Origin of the sequence: Streptomyces sp. NPDC087845 (assembly GCF_044742755.1) — a bacterium.
Taxonomy (GTDB): Bacteria; Actinomycetota; Actinomycetes; order Streptomycetales; family Streptomycetaceae; genus Streptomyces.
Window position 1 is genome coordinate 235,587 of record NZ_JBIUVC010000008.1, and the last position, 17,430, is coordinate 253,016.

Annotated in this window: 17 protein-coding genes; all 17 read right to left on the bottom strand. The window is 71.2% G+C overall.

Annotated features, from left to right (window positions below; all coding sequences use genetic code 11):
* Positions 1–11 precede the first annotated feature (11 nt).
* The 17 genes from ACIOMQ_RS21960 to ACIOMQ_RS22040 all read right to left on the bottom strand — a co-directional run bounded on the left by ACIOMQ_RS21960 (position 12) and on the right by ACIOMQ_RS22040 (position 17,417).
* Complete coding sequence (locus ACIOMQ_RS21960) at positions 12–1,085, bottom strand: ornithine cyclodeaminase family protein (RefSeq protein WP_401265176.1); 1,074 nt, start codon at positions 1,083–1,085, stop codon at positions 12–14.
* Between the two features lie 58 nt (positions 1,086–1,143).
* Positions 1,144–2,370 (bottom strand): MFS transporter, encoded by a 1,227-nt coding sequence (locus ACIOMQ_RS21965; RefSeq protein ID WP_402189938.1) that lies wholly within the window; start codon positions 2,368–2,370, stop codon positions 1,144–1,146.
* Between the two features lie 2 nt (positions 2,371–2,372).
* A complete protein-coding gene (locus ACIOMQ_RS21970; protein WP_401754469.1) occupies positions 2,373–3,407 on the bottom strand; it encodes a pyridoxal-phosphate dependent enzyme in 1,035 nt (344 codons plus the stop codon).
* A gap of 628 nt (positions 3,408–4,035) precedes the next feature.
* Positions 4,036–5,025, bottom strand: coding sequence for a hydrogenase expression/formation protein HypE (hypE, locus tag ACIOMQ_RS21975; protein WP_402190082.1), 990 nt, complete (start codon positions 5,023–5,025; stop codon positions 4,036–4,038).
* Positions 5,026–5,164: 139 nt separating this feature from the next.
* On the bottom strand, positions 5,165–6,292 hold the full coding sequence (gene hypD, locus ACIOMQ_RS21980) for a hydrogenase formation protein HypD (protein WP_402189941.1): 1,128 nt from the start codon (positions 6,290–6,292) through the stop codon (positions 5,165–5,167).
* The gene (locus tag ACIOMQ_RS21985) at positions 6,289–6,609 is read right to left on the bottom strand and encodes a HypC/HybG/HupF family hydrogenase formation chaperone (RefSeq protein WP_362202501.1); all 321 of its coding nucleotides are present in this window, start codon (positions 6,607–6,609) and stop codon (positions 6,289–6,291) included. The genes hypD and ACIOMQ_RS21985 overlap by 4 nt, the downstream gene beginning before the upstream one ends.
* A gap of 52 nt (positions 6,610–6,661) precedes the next feature.
* On the bottom strand, positions 6,662–9,085 hold the full coding sequence (gene hypF, locus ACIOMQ_RS21990; protein ID WP_402189943.1) for a carbamoyltransferase HypF: 2,424 nt from the start codon (positions 9,083–9,085) through the stop codon (positions 6,662–6,664).
* Complete coding sequence (gene hypB / locus ACIOMQ_RS21995) at positions 9,082–9,903, bottom strand: hydrogenase nickel incorporation protein HypB (protein ID WP_362202507.1); 822 nt, start codon at positions 9,901–9,903, stop codon at positions 9,082–9,084. The genes hypF and hypB overlap by 4 nt, the downstream gene beginning before the upstream one ends.
* A gap of 3 nt (positions 9,904–9,906) precedes the next feature.
* Positions 9,907–10,299 (bottom strand): hydrogenase maturation nickel metallochaperone HypA, encoded by a 393-nt coding sequence (gene hypA / locus ACIOMQ_RS22000; RefSeq protein WP_401265186.1) that lies wholly within the window; start codon positions 10,297–10,299, stop codon positions 9,907–9,909.
* A gap of 123 nt (positions 10,300–10,422) precedes the next feature.
* Positions 10,423–10,527 carry a DUF6893 family small protein gene (locus ACIOMQ_RS22005; protein ID WP_401265188.1) on the bottom strand — a complete coding sequence of 35 codons (105 nt, stop codon included), beginning with the start codon at positions 10,525–10,527 and terminating at the stop codon, positions 10,423–10,425.
* A gap of 16 nt (positions 10,528–10,543) precedes the next feature.
* Positions 10,544–11,092 (bottom strand): hydrogenase maturation protease, encoded by a 549-nt coding sequence (locus tag ACIOMQ_RS22010; RefSeq protein ID WP_401754461.1) that lies wholly within the window; start codon positions 11,090–11,092, stop codon positions 10,544–10,546.
* Complete coding sequence (locus ACIOMQ_RS22015) at positions 11,089–12,537, bottom strand: hypothetical protein (RefSeq protein ID WP_362202516.1); 1,449 nt, start codon at positions 12,535–12,537, stop codon at positions 11,089–11,091. The genes ACIOMQ_RS22010 and ACIOMQ_RS22015 overlap by 4 nt, the downstream gene beginning before the upstream one ends.
* Positions 12,534–13,235: a DUF6084 family protein gene (locus tag ACIOMQ_RS22020; protein ID WP_362202519.1), complete on the bottom strand. Its 702-nt coding sequence runs from the start codon at positions 13,233–13,235 to the stop codon at positions 12,534–12,536. Before ACIOMQ_RS22020 ends, ACIOMQ_RS22015 begins: the two co-directional genes overlap by 4 nt.
* Complete coding sequence (locus tag ACIOMQ_RS22025) at positions 13,232–13,900, bottom strand: DUF5947 family protein (RefSeq protein ID WP_362202522.1); 669 nt, start codon at positions 13,898–13,900, stop codon at positions 13,232–13,234. Before ACIOMQ_RS22025 ends, ACIOMQ_RS22020 begins: the two co-directional genes overlap by 4 nt.
* Positions 13,897–14,472, bottom strand: a complete 576-nt coding sequence (locus ACIOMQ_RS22030) for a hypothetical protein (RefSeq protein WP_362202526.1) — start codon at positions 14,470–14,472, stop codon at positions 13,897–13,899. Before ACIOMQ_RS22030 ends, ACIOMQ_RS22025 begins: the two co-directional genes overlap by 4 nt.
* Positions 14,469–16,253: a nickel-dependent hydrogenase large subunit gene (locus ACIOMQ_RS22035; protein WP_362202529.1), complete on the bottom strand. Its 1,785-nt coding sequence runs from the start codon at positions 16,251–16,253 to the stop codon at positions 14,469–14,471. The genes ACIOMQ_RS22030 and ACIOMQ_RS22035 overlap by 4 nt, the downstream gene beginning before the upstream one ends.
* A gap of 84 nt (positions 16,254–16,337) precedes the next feature.
* On the bottom strand, positions 16,338–17,417 hold the full coding sequence (locus ACIOMQ_RS22040; protein ID WP_362202532.1) for a hydrogenase expression protein HypE: 1,080 nt from the start codon (positions 17,415–17,417) through the stop codon (positions 16,338–16,340).
* Between the last annotated feature and the right edge of the window lie 13 nt (positions 17,418–17,430).

The window sequence follows — 17,430 nt, forward strand, 5'->3', positions numbered from 1 at the left end:
CGGATCCCTCTTCAGAGTGTGAGCCGGGCGCCCAGACCGGCGGCTTCGGCGCGGGCGTGGATGCGGTCGGCGACGGCGACGTCGAGGATCGACATGCCGAACGGGTTGCTGATCACGATCTCGTCCCGGTCGCGGCGGCCCGGGTGGCGGCCGGCGAGCACATCGCCGAGGGTGCCGTCGACGCGGCGGGCACCGGGCTGCGCGGTGACCCCTTCCCGCGGTTCGCCGTCGGGGCCGAGCAGGGTGCCCGCCCGGTGCATCCGGCCCAGCAGCCGGCGCGGGTCGTCACGGACCAGGCTCCAGTCGTCGACGATCACCGTGCCGGCCGCGAGGACCGTCGCCTCGGTGAGGTCGTCCAGCGAGACATGGCAGACGAGCGCGCCCGGACACAGCCACTCCGGCTCGATGTAGCCCTGGGTCACCGTCGTCACGGGAACCACGAGTTCGGCGTCCCGCACCGCCTCCCGCGGGCCGTCGGCGAGCACCGTCTCGATGTCCGCGGCCCCGGGTAGCGAGGCGATGTACCGGGCGACGGACTTCGCGCGGTCGGGCGCAACGTCGTACAGCGCTATGCGGTCGAGGGTGGGAACGGTGCGCAGCAGCAGTGCCACGTGCGCCTGCGCGAGCGCGCCGCAGCCCAGGAGCGCGAGCTGACGTGGCTCCTCGACCGCCAGGTGGCGAACGGCGAGCGCCGTCACCGCCGCGGTGCGCATCGCGCTGATGTACGCGGCCTCCATCAGAGCGAGGGGGCGGGCGGTCTCCGGGTCGAGGAGCAGGGTGAAGCCCTGGGAGCGCGGTATGCCGCGTGCCGGGTTGCCGATCGAGGCGTTGATGGTCTTCATGCCGATGACCGGTGGCCTGCCGTCCTGGACCAGCGCGCCGGGCATGGCCAGCAGCCGGGCCGAGTCGCCCTGCGGGGTGGTCCAGCCGAGGTAGGCCTCCTCGGGGAGGACCGACTGTCCGGCGGAGTGCAGCGTGAGCGCCTCGGCCACCGCCGCCACGATGTCCACGTCGCGGGCCGCCTCGATGACGTCCGCGCGGGTCAGGTAACGGAAGTGGCTGTCGGGGTATTGCTCGAAGTCCATGGCGGGCGGGGCTCCTTGGCAAGAGGGTCGGTGATGGTGCCGGACAGGTGCGGGGGGGTCAGTCGCCGGTGCCGCGCGCTCCGCGCAGCATCGCGAAGGGGACGAGCGCGCCGAGCAGCAGGACGCAGGCGAGTGCGGCCCAGCCGGCCGTGCCGAGGGCGAGGACGACGCCGGTCATCAGCACCGGGCCCGCGACCCGGTTGGCGACGGTGCGGCTGGTGTTGAACAGCACCAGGTAGGCGCTGCGGGCCCGCTCCGGTGCCAGGTCGAAGGAGAGGGTCCACGAGGCGCCGACCTGGAGCAGTTCGGCGAACGTCAGAAGAACGACGGCGGCGCCGAGCACCAGCAGTGCTTCCCGCGCTCCGAAGCCGGGTGCGGCGGCGAAGGCGAGGGCTCCCAGGCTGAGCAGCAGGGACGCGGTCGCGTACGAATACCACGCCCGGCGCGTTGTGCTGTAGCAACGGTTGAGCGGGTACTGGAAGGCGATGCACAGCACGGTGTTGACGGCGTACAGGATGCCTACGTAGCGCTCCGGCACGTCCGTCTCGGTGACGAGCCACAGCGGGAAGGCCACATTGAGCACCGGCATCCAGAGCGACACCAGTGCGTTGTACGCGGTGAAGCCCAGCAGCCGGCGGTCCTTGAGCAGATCCGTGACACCGGCGCTCTCGACAGCGGTCGTGGCCTCCTCTCCCCGCGCGGTGGCGTACACCACGGCCACCGCCACATAGGCGAGTGCGCCGCCGATCAGCAGGGGCCGGAAGGCTCCGGGCGCCCCTGAGCCCAGGGCGAATCCGGCGATCAGCCCGCCCAGGCTGATGCCGAGGTTCACGACGGTGCGCTGCACGGCCATCACCTTCGCGCGCAGGCTCACGGGGGCTCGCGCCCCGACGTACGACTGCACGAGCGGGGGCGAGGACTGCTCGGTGACGGCGATGACGGCGACCACGAGGAGGAAGCTCCACCAGCCGTCCACCCAGAGGTAGCCGACGGTGGCCAGCGCGCGCAGCAGCATCACCCCGATCAGCACGGGCTTCGGGCCGAAGCGTCCGGCCAGCCGGGCGATGGGCACCGCGGCGGCGATGGCGACGGCTCCGCCGATCGTCAGGCCGGTGCCGACGGACGAGGTGCTGAGATGGGCGACCTTGACGAAGTAGATGGTCGAGACGGCGAGGAACAGTCCCGTGCCGGTCCACTCGATCAGCGTGGCGCCCTGGACCAGCGGCAGGAACTGCCGGTGGTCGGTTCCCGCCGGCCGCCGGTCGAGGGTGGTGCTCGTGCCCATGGTCAGTGCTCCTGGTGCTTTCGGTCGAAGAAGAGGCCTTCGCTGCGCAGTTGTTCCACGGCGGCGGTGATCTCCTTGACGATGCCCTGCTCGGTCGCCCAGTCGTCGGAGTAGAGGGTGTCGCGGTATTTGCCGCCGCCGTCGGCGGCCAGGCAGACGGCCAGCCGGTCGTCCGTGCGGCCGTTGTCCCCGTCGGCCAGCAGCGCGCGCACGGCACAGCCGCTGGATCCCCCGAGTACGAGCCCCACGTCCTCGGCGAGGATCCGGCAGACGGCCATCGCCTCGATGTCGTCGACGTGCACGGCACGGTCGTAGCTGTGCGGCCCTTTCAGAAAGGCCGAGGGACGGCTGGCTCCGATGCCCGGGATCAGCCGGCGTCCGGCGCTGCCCTCGACGGCCAGCGAGCCGCGTACGTCCACGGCGACCGCGGCGACGTCGGGCCGGTGCTCGCGCAGATGCGCGCTGATGCCGGCGAGGGTGCCGCCGGTGGAGACCGGTATGTACACCGTGCCGAGATCCGGTCCCGCCTGCGCGGTGATCTCGGGTCCGGTGGTGCGGCGGTGGATGTCGGGCGAGGCCCAGTTCTCGTACTGGTTGGGCCAGCGGTATCCGGGGTTCCGGTCGCACAGTTCACGCACCGTGCGCAGCCGGCTCAGCAGGTAGCCGCCCTGGCCGTCGGGTTCGTCGACGACGATCACCCGGGCGCCGAGGTCGGTGAGCATGGTGCGCGTGGCGTGCGGGGTCTTGAGATCGACCACCGCGAGGAAGACACAGCCTATGGAGGGCAGCAGCCGGGCCAGGGCCAGGCCGAGATTGCCGGAGGTGGACTCGACCACCACGGTGCCCGGTATGAGCGGCCGTTCTTCGTGCAGTGCCCGCAGCAGTCCGACGGCGCTGCGGTCCTTCACCGAGCCGGTGGGGCCGTGCTCCTCGAGCTTCAGTCCCAGACGCCGCACCCGGCCCCGGTGGGCGACGTCCAGGTGAAGTAACGGAGTCGTACGGAGGGCCCGTGCCAAGACGGGTTGGACACGCGGCACTGCTTCTCCCTGAACGATGTGTCGTTGACCTTTTCCATGGTTCGACCGCTCTGCCCCGCTGTGCGCACTCAGACCTTAGGCATCTGCCCCCCGGTGCACCACGCCCTTGCGCCGCGCATCTGCAACCAGTTGGCCAGAACAGCGCTTGACGCTTCTCCGATGCTTCCGGTGCCCTGCCGTCCGTCCCAGCACCGCCGCAGGTACGCCTCGGTGGCCGTCCGGGCGCGGGGCGCGGCCGGCAACACGAAATGGCTGGTTCGGTGCAGTGGGAGCCGTACGGCGGGGAACCGCTGCGCTCTGACCGGAGTGCGGGCGGAACGGTTCCTCCGGTATGCCGGCGGACCCTGCGTGGTGGCCGGGGTCTCCGTCCGGGGCGGCCGACGGCACGGAGGGCCGGATGGAGGCCGGCCGGGCCGTTGACGACGGGGCGAGCGCCGGCCGGGCCGGTCGTCACGCGGGAGCGGCGTTCCACGCCGGACACAGCGGTTCGTGTCGCCGTGCCCCCCGCGGCCGGCCCCAGGAGCGCGGGCAACCCCCGCACGGTCGGTGAACTCCCGTTCTGTGCGGGCGAATCCGGCATGCCCGCGCGGCGGGCATGCCGTGGGATCCGGCCCGGGGCGGCGGGCCGTCAGCAGATCCGCGGCAGCTGCTCCCCGACCGGCAGATCGACCACCCGTGTACCGCCGAGCCCGGTGCGGGCCACCACCATGCCCGGGTGGGCGTCCACCACCTCACCGATCACGGCCGCGTCCCGGCCCAGCGGGTGTGCGCGCATCGCGTCCAGGACCGCGTCGGCGTGTTCGCGCGGCACGAACGCGACCATCTTCCCTTCGTTGGCGACGTACATCGGGTCCAGGCCCAGGATGGCGCAGGCATTGGCCACCGGCTCGGGGACGGGGACGTCCCGCTCCTGGATGACGACGCCGGTGCCCGACGCCGCGGCGATCTCGTTGAGGGACGCGGCGAGCCCTCCGCGGGTGGGGTCGCGCAGTACGTGCAGATCCGGGGTGACCGCGAGCGCGGCCGCCACGAGTCCGCCCAGCGCCGCGCAGTCGCTCTCGATCCCGACCCCGAACTCCAGGCCCTCGCGCACGCTCATGATCGCGACGCCATGGACACCGATCGCCCCGCTGACGATCACGACGTCACCCGGGACGACGCGCTGCGGACGCAGATCGACGCCGGCCGGGATGAGGCCGATACCGGCGGTGTTGATGAAGATGCCGTCCCCGTGACCGGCTTCGACCACCTTGGTGTCCCCCGTAGCCACCTCCACGCCCGCGTTGCGCGCGGCGGCGCCGAATGCCTGGGCGACGCGGGCGACGACGGAGAGTTCGACGCCCTCCTCCAGGATGAACCCGCAGGACAGATAGGCGGCACGCGCTCCGCTCATGGCCAGGTCGTTGACGGTGCCGTTCACCGCGAGGTCGCCGATGCTGCCGCCGGGGAAGAACAGCGGCCGCACCACGAAGGAGTCCGTGGAGAAGGCCAGCCGGGCGCCGCCCAGCGACACGGACGCCGAATCACCCAGCTGCGCGAGCACCTCGCCTCCGAAGGCGGGGGCGAAGATGTGCTCGACCAGTTCGGCGGAGAGCGCGCCGCCGCCGCCGTGGCCCATCACGACGCGCGGGTGGTCCCGCAGGGGGGCCGGGCACGTCCATGCCGTGGGATCGAGCGGCGGGGCGCCGGGGACGGACGCCGCCGAAGCGTTGCCGGGGCTCGTCGCTCCGTCGCCGCGCGTGGGGGTCTCGACGGTCTCAGCCAACGGGGCTCGCCTCCAGGGGTGAGGTGTTCTTCATGTCCAGCCGCCGGTAGAGGTAGTACGCGGCGCAGGCGCCCTCGCTGGAGACCATGGTCGCTCCGAGCGGGGTGCGAGGGGTGCAGGCCGTGCCGAACGCCTCGCATTCGTGAGGCTTGAGCAGGCCCTGCAGGACCTCTCCGCTGCGGCACTGCGCGGGTTCACGGGTATCGATGCCGGTCACCGGGAAGCGGTACTCCGCGTCGTAGTCCCGATAGCGCGGGGAGAGCCGCCAGCCGCTGCCGGGGATGACGCCGATGCCGCGCCAGGCCCGGTCGGTCACCTCGAAGACGTCCTCCAGCATGGCCAGGGCGGCAGGGTTTCCCTCGGGGCGCACCGCGCGCGGGTAGGCGTTCTCCACCGTGTGTTCACCGCGTTCCAGTTGGGCCACGGTGCGGCGCACGCCTTCCAGGATGTCCAGCGGCTCGAATCCGGTCACCACGATCGGGACGCCGAACCGTTCGGCCAGTCCGGGATACTCGCCCATCCCCATCACGCTGCACACATGCCCTGCGGCGAGGAACGCCTGCACCCGGCAGGTGGGCGACCGCATGATCGCCTCGATCGCCGGTGGCACCCGGACGTGGGACACCAGCAGGCTGAAGTTGCGGATGCCGAGCCTGCGGGCCTGACAGACCGTCATCGCGTTGGGGGGCGCGGTGGTTTCGAAGCCGATTCCGAAGAACACGACCTCCCGGTCCGGGTTCTTCTGGGCGATCTTCAGCGCGTCGAGCGGGGAGTACACGACCCGTACGTCACCGCCCTCGCTGCGGACCCGGAAGAGGTCCTTGCCGGTGCCGGGCACGCGGAGCATGTCGCCGAAGGAGCAGAAGATCACCTCGGGGCGGGAGGCGATCGCGAGCGCCTTGTCGATGACTTCCAGAGGGGTGACGCACACCGGGCAGCCCGGTCCGTGGATCAGTTCCACCTGGTCCGGCAGCAGTTGATCGATGCCGTGCCGGATGATGGTGTGGGTCTGCCCGCCGCAGACCTCCATCAGCGCCCACGGCCTGGTCACGGTGGAGTGGATCTCGTCGAGCAGCCGCCGGGCCAGTCCGGGGTCCTGGAATTCGTCGATGTACTTCACTGCCGCGCCTCCCGCGATGCGTCGTCGGCGCCGGGCAGCGGCAGTCCGCCCGCCTCTGCCGCCATTTCCCAAGGGTCGCCGAACTCCTCCTGAAGCATGCCGAGCTGGGCGAACAACTCCAGTGTCTGCCGGGCCGATTCCTCGTCCAGCTTCTGCAGGGCGAACCCCACGTGGACGATGGCGTACTCACCGACCCGAAGGTCCGGCAGATACTCCAGGCATGCTTCCTTGACCACTCCGCCGAAGTCGACGGTGGCCATGCGGGTGCCGTCCCGTTCCTCGATTTCCAGTACTCTGCCGGGCACCGCCAGGCACATGGCTCCTCCTTGCTGTGGTTGATCGCCTGCCCGGCCCTGCCGGGACACGCCGTCAATGGGTGGCTGTGCTCCCCCGCGCCGCGTCGGTGCCGCCCGTGCGTGTCCGGGCGGCCACCATCACCTGCCCCAGGGCCAGTCCTCCGTCGTTCGGGGGTACCCGGTGGTGCCGCAGAACGGTGAAGCCGCGTCGGCGGAGCGTCCGGGCGCAGGCCGAGGAGAGCCGCGTATTGGCGAACACCCCGCCGGTCAGGGCCACGGTGTTCAGGCCGTACTGCTCACGCGCCAGCACGCAGGCGCTTCGGACGAGAGCGGCGACCGCCTCGTGGAAGCGTGCCGCGACGACCCCCGGCGCGGTATGTGCGCGCACGTCGTCGACCACCGCCGACAGTACGGGCGCGGGGTCGGCGATCAGCGCGCCCCCGGTGTCCGGTGCGGGAGCGCGCAGCGCGAAGCCGTATCCGGCGCAGTCGTCCCCGGCCGTCCCCAGCGCGGCGTTCTCGAGTTCGACGGCGGCCTGGGCCTCGTATCCGGCCCGGTGGCAGATGCCGGTCAGGGAGGAGACGGCGTCGAACAGCCGGCCCATGCTGGAGGTGGGGACGCAGTTGAGGTTCCGTTCCAACTGCCGGGCCAGTACGCCTTGTTCTCCGGGTTCACAGGCGGCCGTGCACGGCAGGTCCCGCGCCCAGCCGATGCCGGCCGCGTGCAGATGCGCCAGGGCCATGCGGTACGGGCGGTGTACGGCGGCGTCGCCGCCCGGCAGAGGGACGTACGCGAGATGCCCGAACCGGTGGTACCCGTCGTAGTCCGCCAGCAGGAACTCTCCGCCCCACACGGCCCCGTCGTCGCCGTAGCCGGTGCCGTCGAACGCGACGCCGATCACCCGGTGGCTGCCGTCCAGGCCGTGCTCGGCCATGGCCGAGGCAATGTGCGCGTGATGGTGCTGTACGCGTACGACGTGCCGTTCGCCGGCCAGACGGCGGGTCAACTGCCCCGAGCGGTACCCGGGATGCCGGTCGACGGCCAGGATCTCGGGCCGCACTCCGGTGATGGTCCCCAGCTGCTGTCCGGCGTGCTCGAAGGCCTGTTGTGTGGCGAGGTCGTCCATGTCGCCGATGTGGGCGGACAGCCAGGCTCTGCGTCCTTCCGCCAGGCACAGGGTGTTCTTCAGGTCGCCCCCCGCGGCAAGGACCGCCGGTACCGGGAAGGGCAGTTCGACGGGCCGGGGGGCATATCCGCGCGAGCGGCGTACGGTGAGCCGCTCCCCGTCGCAGACGCGTACGACCGAGTCGTCGCACGGTACCTGGATCGGGCGGTCGTGGATCAGCCAGGCGTCGGCCAGGCGGGCGAGCCGGGTGAGCGCCTCGGCGTCGTCGGTGACGATGGGCTCCCCGGCCACGTTGCCGCTGGTCATGACGAGCAGACGCGGCCCGGCTGGATCGCCGGGCAGACCGAGGAGCAGGTGGTGCAGAGGGGTGTAGGCAAGCATGACGCCGAGGTCGGGGCTGCCCGGGGCGACGTTGTCCGACGGTCTCGGGACGCCCGGCGCAAAGACCGCGCGGCTGCGGCGCCTCAGCAGGACGATCGGCCGGACGGCGCCGGTGAGCAGGGCCCGCTCCTCGGCGCCGATACGGACGAGGTGTGAGATGTCGCCGATGTTGTGGGCCATCAGGGCGAACGGCTTGTCGCCGCGGGCCTTGCGGCGGCGGAGTCCGGCCACGGCCCGGGAGTCGGTCGCGTCGCACGCGAGGTGGTAGCCGCCGATCCCCTTGACGGCCAGGATCGCCCCGTCGGCCAGGAGCCTGCGGGCCTCGGCGACCGGGTCCGCAGCGGTCACCCGCCGCGGGGCCCTGTCCGGGTCCGGGTGCGCCGCCAGCAGATCGAGGCGGGGGCCGCAGCGGTGGCAGGCGACGGGCTGGGCGTGGAAGCGGCGGTCCGCGGGGTCGGCGTATTCGCGGGCGCAGTCGGGGCACATGGGGAAGCGGGCCATGGTGGTGTGCGCGCGGTCGTACGGCAGATCCGTGACGATGGTGAAGCGCGGCCCGCAGTTGGTGCAGGTGATGAACGGGTGACGGTGGCGGCGGTCCGCGGGGTCGGCCAGCTCGGCCAGGCAGTCGGCGCAGGTGGCCGCGTCCGGGGGGACCAGGGTGCGTGAGGGGCCGCCGCTCCGGGAGGCGACGATGGTGAACCCGGCACCGCCCGCGGCGGGAACCTCGCGGTGCTCGACGGAATCGAGAACGGCCAAGGGCGGTGCGTCCGCGGCGATCCCTTCGCAGAACACGGCCACGGCGGCCGGTGGGCCCTCGACTTCCGCGACGACCCCGTCGGGGGTGTTGGTGACGTGCCCCGCCAGGCCCATCGCGAGGGCGCGTGTGTACAAGTAGGGCCGGAACCCGACGCCTTGGACCACACCCCGGACGACGATCCGGCGGCGCTGCGTCGGCTCACCCGTGGCCGGGCCGGACCGTTGCGCCGTCACGCGCGGTTCTGCGCCATGGCGCCGGACGCCTGCGGCACATCGCCCGGTCCACCCGGGTCGGCATGCGTATGGGGCCCGCCGTGAGGGGCCCCGCCCTGCTCCGCGTGTGCATGGGCGTGCGCGGAGTGGTGCTGCCGGGCCATGACGGGCCGGTGGACGGGGGCTCCGTTCGCGGCGCCCAGCGCCCGGTCGAGGAGTGCCCCGACGCCGTCACCGCGCCGGGCCGAGGTGAGGAGTACCTCCACACCGGGGTTGACCTGCTCGACGTGGGCACGGAAGGCGTCCTCGTCGAACTCCACGGCCTCGGCGATGTCCGTCTTGGTGATGAGTACCAGATGGGCCAGCCCGAAGGCGGTGGGGTACTTCAGCGGCTTGTCCTCGCCCTCGGTGACCGAGGCGAGGACGACCCTCAGCGTTTCGCCGAGGTCGTACGAGGCCGGGCAGACGAGGTTGCCGACGTTCTCCACGAAGAGGAGCCGGGCGTCCTCGGGCAGCCACCCGTCGAGGTGCCCGCCCAGCATCCGGGCCTCCAGGTGACAGAGTCCGTCGGTGAAGACCTGTTTGACCGGGGCGCCGGAACGGGCCAGTCGCACGGCGTCGTTCTCGGTGGCCAGGTCGGCGGTCAGCGCCGCGACGGGGATGCCCGTCTCCCGGGCCAGGACCAGTTCGCGTTCGAGCAGTGCCGTCTTCCCGCTGCCCGGGCTGGAGAGCAGGTTGACGACCGCGGTGCCGCGGGCGGCGAGTTCGGTACGCAGGCGGTGCGCGGTCGTGTCGTTCTTCGCGAGTACCGCCTGCTGCAGATCGACCACACGGCACATGGTTCAACGCTCCTCGTAGATCGGTTCACGGATATGTCTCTGCGCAGGCCCCTCGTCCCAGTGGACGTCGGCGATCTGCAGTTCGCGGCCCGAGAGCAGTTCCGCGGTGGCCTCGCCGCACAGCGGGCAGCAGAGCTGCGGCGGCATTCCGACCGCCCATTCGTCCGCACAGGGCACGCAGCGTGCTCTCGCCCGTACGGAGTCCACCACGAGCTCCGCGCCCTCCAGCACGGTTCCGGCACAGGCCAGTTCGAAGCAGAAATTCAGTGCGTCGGGGACCACTCCGGCCAGCTCGCCGACCTGGAGCCGGACGGATGTGACGGCAACGGCGCCGCCTGTCCGGGCTGCTTCTTCCACCTGGCCGACGACGGCCATGGCGATGGACATCTCGTGCATGGGTCTCCGTCCTGCCCGCGTCATTACACCGGGGAGTCGCGGCCCCGGCCGGACCGGCTCGCCGACGCCGCACGGTACGTACGTCGTTCGGGGCAGCCCGGGGTCCGGTGGATCCGGATGCCGTCACATGCACCGCATCCGCACGTAGCGCTTGATGTCGGGCAGTACCTGGGCCACGAGTGCGGCAACGGCGGCGGCGACCGCGCCACCGATGATGATCTTCTTCATGACGGTGTTCGTCTCCTCAGTTGATGGCCGGGCCGGCCGTAGGCTGTGCGGTGGGGGCGGTCCGTTCCTCGTCCCGGACCAGGCGCAGGACCATGTTCACGGCCTCCGGGACGGCAGCGGCCACGGGATCGCTGAGGCCGATGCCTTCTTCGACGCGGGCGGGTTCGCATCCGACGACCAGCGTGCGTCCCGGGGGGATGCAGCCCGTCCCGGCACACAGGGTTTCGAGCAGGGTCAGTACCGCGTCGGGGGACATGCGGTGGCCGTCGAGCAGAGCTTCCTGCGGCTCGACGCGGCCGGGCCGGTCGGCCTCGATCAGGTACAGCGTTCCGGGATCACCGCCGCGTTCGGTGGCGTCGATCAGGACCAGCGTGTCGTATCCGTCGAGGAGCCGGTACGCGAGATGGACTCCGCGCACCCCGATGTCCACCGCTTCGACGTGACCGGGCAAGGGGGTGGACGACAGTCGCCGTACGGTCTCGACACCGAAGCCGTCGTCGCCGAGGAAGATGTTCCCCACGCCCGCGACCAGCGTCGTCGCTCTCCGCTCCGGGGGCGGCGTCATGCGTCCTCCAGAGGTGAGACCTCATCGGGCTGGAAGTACAGGAACCGGCCCTGTTCGCGCCGGATGTCGGCACCCGGGTCGCCCTCCACGGTGACCGCGAGGTGCACTCCCCCGTCCACGTCGTGCAGCACTGCCTCGACCAGTGCGCTGCGGCCCTGCAGAAAGAGGTCCTGGGCGTCGGTGCGGCGCAGGCCGGGTCGCAGCAGTACACGGCTGCCCGCGCCCACCGACCGGCCGTCCACCAGGATCCGGTCGCGCGCCGGATCGGCGCCGGCGTCGGAGGCCGGGTCCCACCACGGCCGGTCCGGCCGGATCAGGTCGTACCCGCCGGCCCCTTCCGGCACGTGCCGGAGCTCGTCCGGCGGAACCGCCGCAGGCGCACCCGGCTCGGTGACTTCCCGCAGCGCCCGCACCGCACCGTGGAGCCGTTCCAGGACCTCGGGGGGCATCGAGTCGGCCAGGTCGATGACCGCGGCCGCCCGGTCGTCCGTCCCCCGGGCCTCGCGCTTCTCCTGGTCCGTGAGGGCGGCCGTCCGCAGGGCGAGGATCTCGTCGATCTCCGTGGAGTCGTACAGCGCCCCGGGGCTCTCCGGGGCGATGGCCGGGTGGTCCTCAAGGATGATCGGGGACGAGAGCACCAGGTCCGCGCGGCCGGGCTCCCCGGCCAGTACGGGCCAGGTGTGCATGTTCCGGCAGCCCGCGACCGCGCCCTTGGCCCATTCCGGAGGGTCCGTCATCGACAGGAACGAGCCCGCGCCGAGGCCCAGGAGCAGGTGCGCTGCCACCAGCGACCGGGGCAGAGCGGCGTCGCGGTCGGCGTCGCCGGCGTCCGGCGTCCAGGTGCTGGTGTTCTCCACGACGGCGGTGAGCCGCATCGCCCGGTAGGGGCCGTCGAGTTCGGAGGCGGACAGCCGTACCGCGCCGCTGATCTCCTCGCAGCGGCGCACCAGGCGACCGACGGTCCGGCCGTCCTCGTCCCGGACGGTTTCGTGCTCCTCCCGTGCCGGGCGCGCGAAGGGGACGACGAGGCCGCCGCCGGTGAGCTCGGCCAGGGTGGCGAGCACTTCGACGCGCTCCTCCGCACCTTCGTCCCAGGGCACCAGGACCCGGTCGGTGAGGTGGAGTTCGGGGACGGTCTCGAAGGTGCCGTCCTCCCGGAGCCGCTGCACGGTGCGCCGCCGGGCGTGCAGGAACCGGACCTCGGCCGCCAGAACCGCGTCGGCCCTCGGTTCCATGAGGCACTCGGTGCGCTGGAAGTCGTGCTCTTCGGTGGCTGCCGCCCAGGCCGGTGGGACGAGCACGCCGAACTGCCAGCGGAGCCGGTTCTTGGCCGCCGACGCGCGGTACGGATACAGGACGTAGCCCTCGAAGAGGACGGCGTCGGCCACCCCACGGGCGGCGGCGAAACGGGATTCCAGCGCGGGAGTGAAGGCGGTCGCGGTCATTGCGCCGTCCTCTCGGCAAGCCCGGCGAGGCCGGCGTCGGCACGTCCGCGCTCCGGCGGCCGGAGGGCTGTGGTTCCGGCCGCGTCGAGAAGCGTCCGGACGGTCGCCTCCCAGGAGGGCAGTGCGTGCCGGGAGCGGAATTCGAGCAGCGCGTTCATGGTGTCGCGGGGGAGGCGGAGCCAGCCGCATCCGGGGAAGTGCTGGTCGACCATCTCCTTCCACACCGCCACCGGCATCCGGAAGGGAGCCTCCCGGTCCCAGGGCACCGGCTCGACCAGGAAGCCGCCGGAACCGGTGAAGGCGGTGCCGGAGAAGAGCATGAGGAGCGGCACCTCACCGTCCGTCAGCGCGTCCGCATACCGTGTCGCGGCGATCTCCAGGTCATAGGTGCAGGGCACGACGACGTCCGTCTCGGTCTCCCCCGTGAACGCCGGGACCATGACCGGGACCTGGGCGAACTGCACGGGCTGGAGGGTGCTGCCCCAGCGTGAGCGCTCTCCGAAGAGATCCGTCAGGCCTTTGGCCTCGGCCGTTTCGTAGCTGCGCCGGGCCGGCTCGATGCGGATCTGGCAGCGCAGCGCGAGTGCGTGCACCCGCGCTTCTCCGGACGCGGTGATGCGCAGCCGGAAGACGAGGGTGGGGCCGGCGGCGTACGGGTCGGCGCGCACGCCGGTGCAGGTGAAGGTGAAGTCCGTCATGGCCGTCGCTCCCGCGCGGCTGCCCCGGCCCGGCGTTCGATGTGTGCGAAGAACGCCTGGAGATCGGCACGGGCCTCGGCTCCGCCGTCGAAGCCCTGCCAGAGCAGGCGCATGCGCCCCACCAGCTCGTAGCAGATGTCGATCGGTACCAGATAGCACTCGGCCCGGCCCTCGGAGCGGCGCAACAGCAGTGCCTCCACGTCGGGTTCGAGCAGCTGGGAGAGACGGCTGCCGCCGAGGACGGTCTGCCAGGCCGATGGATCGAGTTCGCTCTCGGTGGCCCCGGCGGGGCTCGGGTAGAGCGCCACGAGCCGGTCCAGTGCGGCGTTGCGGAAGAAGAAGGCGACGCCGACCGGGATCTGCAGGAGCTCCCACGCGTTGTCGTCGAGACGGTGGTCGTGGTCGGCCAGGTAGCGGTCCGGGACGTTCCGGAACCGGCCGCGGGCGGCGCCGGGCCGGTCGAACAGCAGGGCGCACGGGGTGCAGGCGCACGCGAGTGAACGCTGCTCGGTGTCCACCACATGCCGGTGGTCGCCCTCGGCCACCGGGATCCCGCAGAGTTCGCAGCGCTCCTGGCGGGGTTCGCGCGGTGCCGCGAAGCGCCGCAGCCTGTGCATCCCCGAGGCAGGCGCGGGGCGTACGGCCCACGTCCCAGGCGCGCTCATGATGTCCTGGCCGGGGCCGGCCGGGCAGTTGCCACGCCCTGCGGCGGGCGGGTCTGGATCTGCAGGAGTGCGGGCTCCCGGTCGGCGGAGTCCGATTCCATCTCGACCGTGGTCACCTCCGGTGCGAAGCAGGCCAGGAGGTTCTCGACGGACTGCGGTGCCGCCGGTGCCCCGGTGCAGCCGCAGCCGCCCGCGGCGGCGGCCCGCAGGCGCAGGATGCCCGTGCTCTCGTCGAAGGCCACCACCTCGACGGGATCGCGGACGGCCGCGAGGGCCCGGCCGATGCGCGTGCCGGTGTCCTCGGGGTGCAGATCGTGCAGGACCAGCAGGCTCGACACCAGGTCGTCGCCCAGGAGTTCGTCCAGGGTGTCGCCCGTCTCGCGGCCCGGTGCCGCCCGGAGCCGGTCGAGGATGCGGGCCAGCCCGGCGCCGTAGAAGTCCATCAGGACCCGCACCAGTTCCTCGGCCGCCTCGGACGTGTTCCGGTCACCGGCTGCCGTCAGTTGCTCAAGCACCTCGTCGATGCGCTGCCCGGCCCGCTCCGCGCCAAAGGCGCCCGTGGCCGCGCTCATCCGCCCAGTCCGCTCAGCCCGGTGGGCACATGCATCTTCTGCACGGTCTTCCCCCCGCCGACGTACATGTGGACGCCGCACGGGAGACAGGGGTCGAAGCTGCGCACGGCGCGCATGATGTCGATGCCCTTGAAGTTCTCCGGCGGGTTCTCCTCGAAGATGGGCGTGTTCTGCACGGCGTCCTCGTAGGGCCCGGGAGTCCCGTAGGTGTCCCTGGTGCTGGCGTTCCACGGCGTCGGAGGGTAGGGGTGGTAGTTGGCGATCTTGCCGTCCCTGATCACCATGTGGTGCGAGAGCACGCCGCGTACGGCCTCGGTGAAACCGACACCGATGCTCTCGTCGGGGACGTCGAACTTCTCCCAGGTCTGCGTACGTCCGGCGCGGACCTCGGCCAGCCCCTTCTCGGCGCAGTGCAGCGCGATCGCGGCCGCGTACGCCTGGAAGTAGGTGCGGGCGCGGTTGCGCTCCAGCGCGTTGCTCCACTTCGGGATCTTCCACTCGAAGGTGGTCTCGGGCTTGGTCATCGTGCGCGGCAGGTTGATGACGACGCTGTGGCCGGTGGCCTTGACGTAGCCGACGTCGACGAGCCCGGAGAGCGCGGTGGACCAGAGCCGGGCGATGGGACCGCCGCCGGTGTCCAGGGCCAGATGGTCCTTGCCGTCGAACCAGCGCGGCGACATCACCCAGCTGTACTTGTCGTCGAAGTCCCGCTTCTGCGGCGCGGGGATCGTGTGCTGGTTCCACGGGTGGCGGGGGTCGACCGGGTTGCCGAGCGGGTCGTGGGTGACGAACTGCTCCCTGCCCTGCCAGTCGTCGTAGTACGAACTGCCCAGCAGGATCCGGATGCCGAGGTTGATCTCGGTCAGGTCGTTGGTGACCAGCTTGCCGTCCACGATCACACCGGGGGTGACGAACATCTTCCGTCCCCAGTCGCTCATGTTGGCGTACGTGAAGTCGCAGTGCTCGGGGTCGTTGAGCGCTCCCCAGCAGCCGAGCAGCACGCGCCGGCGGCCGACCTCTTCGTACCCGGGCAGGGCCTCGTAGAAGAAGTCGAACAGGTCGTCGTGCAGAGGCACGACCCGCTTCATGAACTCCACGTAGCGCATGAGGCGGCTGAGGTAGTCCGTGAAGAGCTGGACGGAGGCGACCGTGCCCACACCGCCCGGGTAGAGCGTGGAGGGGTGCACATGGCGCCCCTCCATCAGGCAGAACATCTCCCGCGTGTAGCGGCTCACCTGGAGCGCCTCGCGGTAGAACTCGCCCTCGATGGGGTTGAGCGACCGCATGATGTCGGCGATCGTGCGGTATCCGTGCTCCCCGGCGTGCGGCGCCTCGGTGCGCTCGGCGAGTTCCAGGACGCCGGGATTCGTCTCGCGGACCATCTTCTCGCAGTAGTCGACCCCGACCAGGTTCTCCTGGAAGATGTTGTGGTCGAACATGTACTCCGCGGACTCGCCGAGGTTGATGATCCACTCACCGAGGTGCGGCGGTTTCACTCCGTACGCCATGTTCTGCGCGTACACCGAGCACGTGGCGTGGTTGTCACCGCAGATCCCGCAGATGCGGCTGGTGATGAAGTGCGCGTCCCGCGGGTCCTTGCCCCGCATGAAGACGCTGTAGCCGCGGAAGACCGACGAGGTGCTGTAGCACTCCGCGACCCGCTTCTGCTTGAAATCGATCTTCGTGTGGATTCCGAGACTGCCCACGATCCGGGTGATCGGATCCCAGGCCATCTCCACCAGGCCACTGCCGTCGCCGGCCGCCTTCGTCGTCGGTGCCATCGTGTCTGCCGTAGCCCTTCTGAGAAGCGTGAGGTGGGGTCGTCACCGGGGGGGTGTGGAGTGTGATCGGTGTCCTGGGCGTGTTCACCACGGGGGCCGGTAGCCGGTGGTCAGCCGGCCCCTCTTGTGCCGCCACTTCGGTTCCTTGTCCACGGTCTTCGCCGTGATCGCCCGGAGCCTGCGGACGACCGTCCCGTACGCGCCGCTGGCGGTGCTGGAGAGCTTGGCACCCGGCGGTTCGTCCATGAACGGCATGAATTTGTCAGGAAAGCCCGGCATGGTGCAGGCGATACAGATGCCGCCGACGTTCGGACAGCCTCCGATGCCGTTCATCCAGCCGCGCTTGGGTACGTTGCACTTGACGACGGGGCCCCAGCAGCCGAGCTTGACCAGGCACTTGGGCGAGTCGTAGGTCGGGGCGAACTCACCCTGTTCGTAGTAGCCGGCCCGGTCGCACCCCTCGTGCACGGTGGCCCCGAACAGCCAGGTGGGACGGAGCTTGTCGTCCAGCGGAATCATCGGAGCGGATCCCGCCGCCTGGTACAGCAGATAGGTCAGGGTCTCCGAGAAGTTGTCCGGCTGGATCGGGCAGCCCGGCACGCACACGATCGGGATCCCGGCCTTCGACTTCCAGTCCCAGCCGAGATAGTCGGGCAGGCCCATCGCACCGGTCGGGTTGCCGGCCATCGCGTGGATACCGCCGTACGTGGCGCAGGTCCCGATGGCGACGACGGCCAGGGCCTTGGGCGCCAGCCGGTCGATCCATTCGCTGGTGGTGATCGGCTGGCCGGTCTCCGGATTGTCACCGAACCCGCACCAGTACCCCTCCGGCTTGATCGTCTCGTTCGGGATGGAACCCTCGACCACCAGGACGAAGGGATCGATCTCGCCGCGCTCGCCCTTGAAGAACCACTCGATGAACGTGTCCGCACCGCCCACGGGACCGCATTCGAAATCGATCAGCGGCCAGTGGACCTCGATCCTGGGCAGACCGGGCAGCGCACCGGTCACGATCTCTTCGATGCTCGGCTGCATCGCGGCGGTCAGAGCCACCGAGTCACCGTCACAGCTCAGCCCCGCGTTGATCCAGAGGATATGGATCGGGGACTCTTCTCCGGTGGCCGCAGCGGGTGCGTCCACGGCGTTCGACGTTGCTGCATCCATGAGGATGCCTCCC

What these genes read in the sequence shown, in the direction of transcription:
- ACIOMQ_RS21960 (WP_401265176.1), bottom strand. Translation starts at nt 1,085, where the DNA reads ATGGACTTCGAGCAATACCCCGACAGCCACTTCCGTTACCTGACCCGC.
- ACIOMQ_RS21965 (WP_402189938.1), bottom strand. Translation starts at nt 2,370, where the DNA reads ATGGGCACGAGCACCACCCTCGACCGGCGGCCGGCGGGAACCGACCAC.
- hypE (WP_402190082.1), bottom strand. Translation starts at nt 5,025, where the DNA reads ATGGGCCACGGCGGCGGCGGCGCGCTCTCCGCCGAACTGGTCGAGCAC.
- ACIOMQ_RS21985 (WP_362202501.1), bottom strand. Translation starts at nt 6,609, where the DNA reads ATGTGCCTGGCGGTGCCCGGCAGAGTACTGGAAATCGAGGAACGGGAC.
- hypB (WP_362202507.1), bottom strand. Translation starts at nt 9,903, where the DNA reads ATGTGCCGTGTGGTCGATCTGCAGCAGGCGGTACTCGCGAAGAACGAC.
- hypA (WP_401265186.1), bottom strand. Translation starts at nt 10,299, where the DNA reads ATGCACGAGATGTCCATCGCCATGGCCGTCGTCGGCCAGGTGGAAGAA.
- ACIOMQ_RS22005 (WP_401265188.1), bottom strand. Translation starts at nt 10,527, where the DNA reads ATGAAGAAGATCATCATCGGTGGCGCGGTCGCCGCCGCCGTTGCCGCA.
- ACIOMQ_RS22010 (WP_401754461.1), bottom strand. Translation starts at nt 11,092, where the DNA reads ATGACGCCGCCCCCGGAGCGGAGAGCGACGACGCTGGTCGCGGGCGTG.
- ACIOMQ_RS22015 (WP_362202516.1), bottom strand. Translation starts at nt 12,537, where the DNA reads ATGACCGCGACCGCCTTCACTCCCGCGCTGGAATCCCGTTTCGCCGCC.
- ACIOMQ_RS22020 (WP_362202519.1), bottom strand. Translation starts at nt 13,235, where the DNA reads ATGACGGACTTCACCTTCACCTGCACCGGCGTGCGCGCCGACCCGTAC.
- ACIOMQ_RS22025 (WP_362202522.1), bottom strand. Translation starts at nt 13,900, where the DNA reads ATGAGCGCGCCTGGGACGTGGGCCGTACGCCCCGCGCCTGCCTCGGGG.
- ACIOMQ_RS22030 (WP_362202526.1), bottom strand. Translation starts at nt 14,472, where the DNA reads ATGAGCGCGGCCACGGGCGCCTTTGGCGCGGAGCGGGCCGGGCAGCGC.
- ACIOMQ_RS22035 (WP_362202529.1), bottom strand. Translation starts at nt 16,253, where the DNA reads ATGGCACCGACGACGAAGGCGGCCGGCGACGGCAGTGGCCTGGTGGAG.
- ACIOMQ_RS22040 (WP_362202532.1), bottom strand. Translation starts at nt 17,417, where the DNA reads ATGGATGCAGCAACGTCGAACGCCGTGGACGCACCCGCTGCGGCCACC.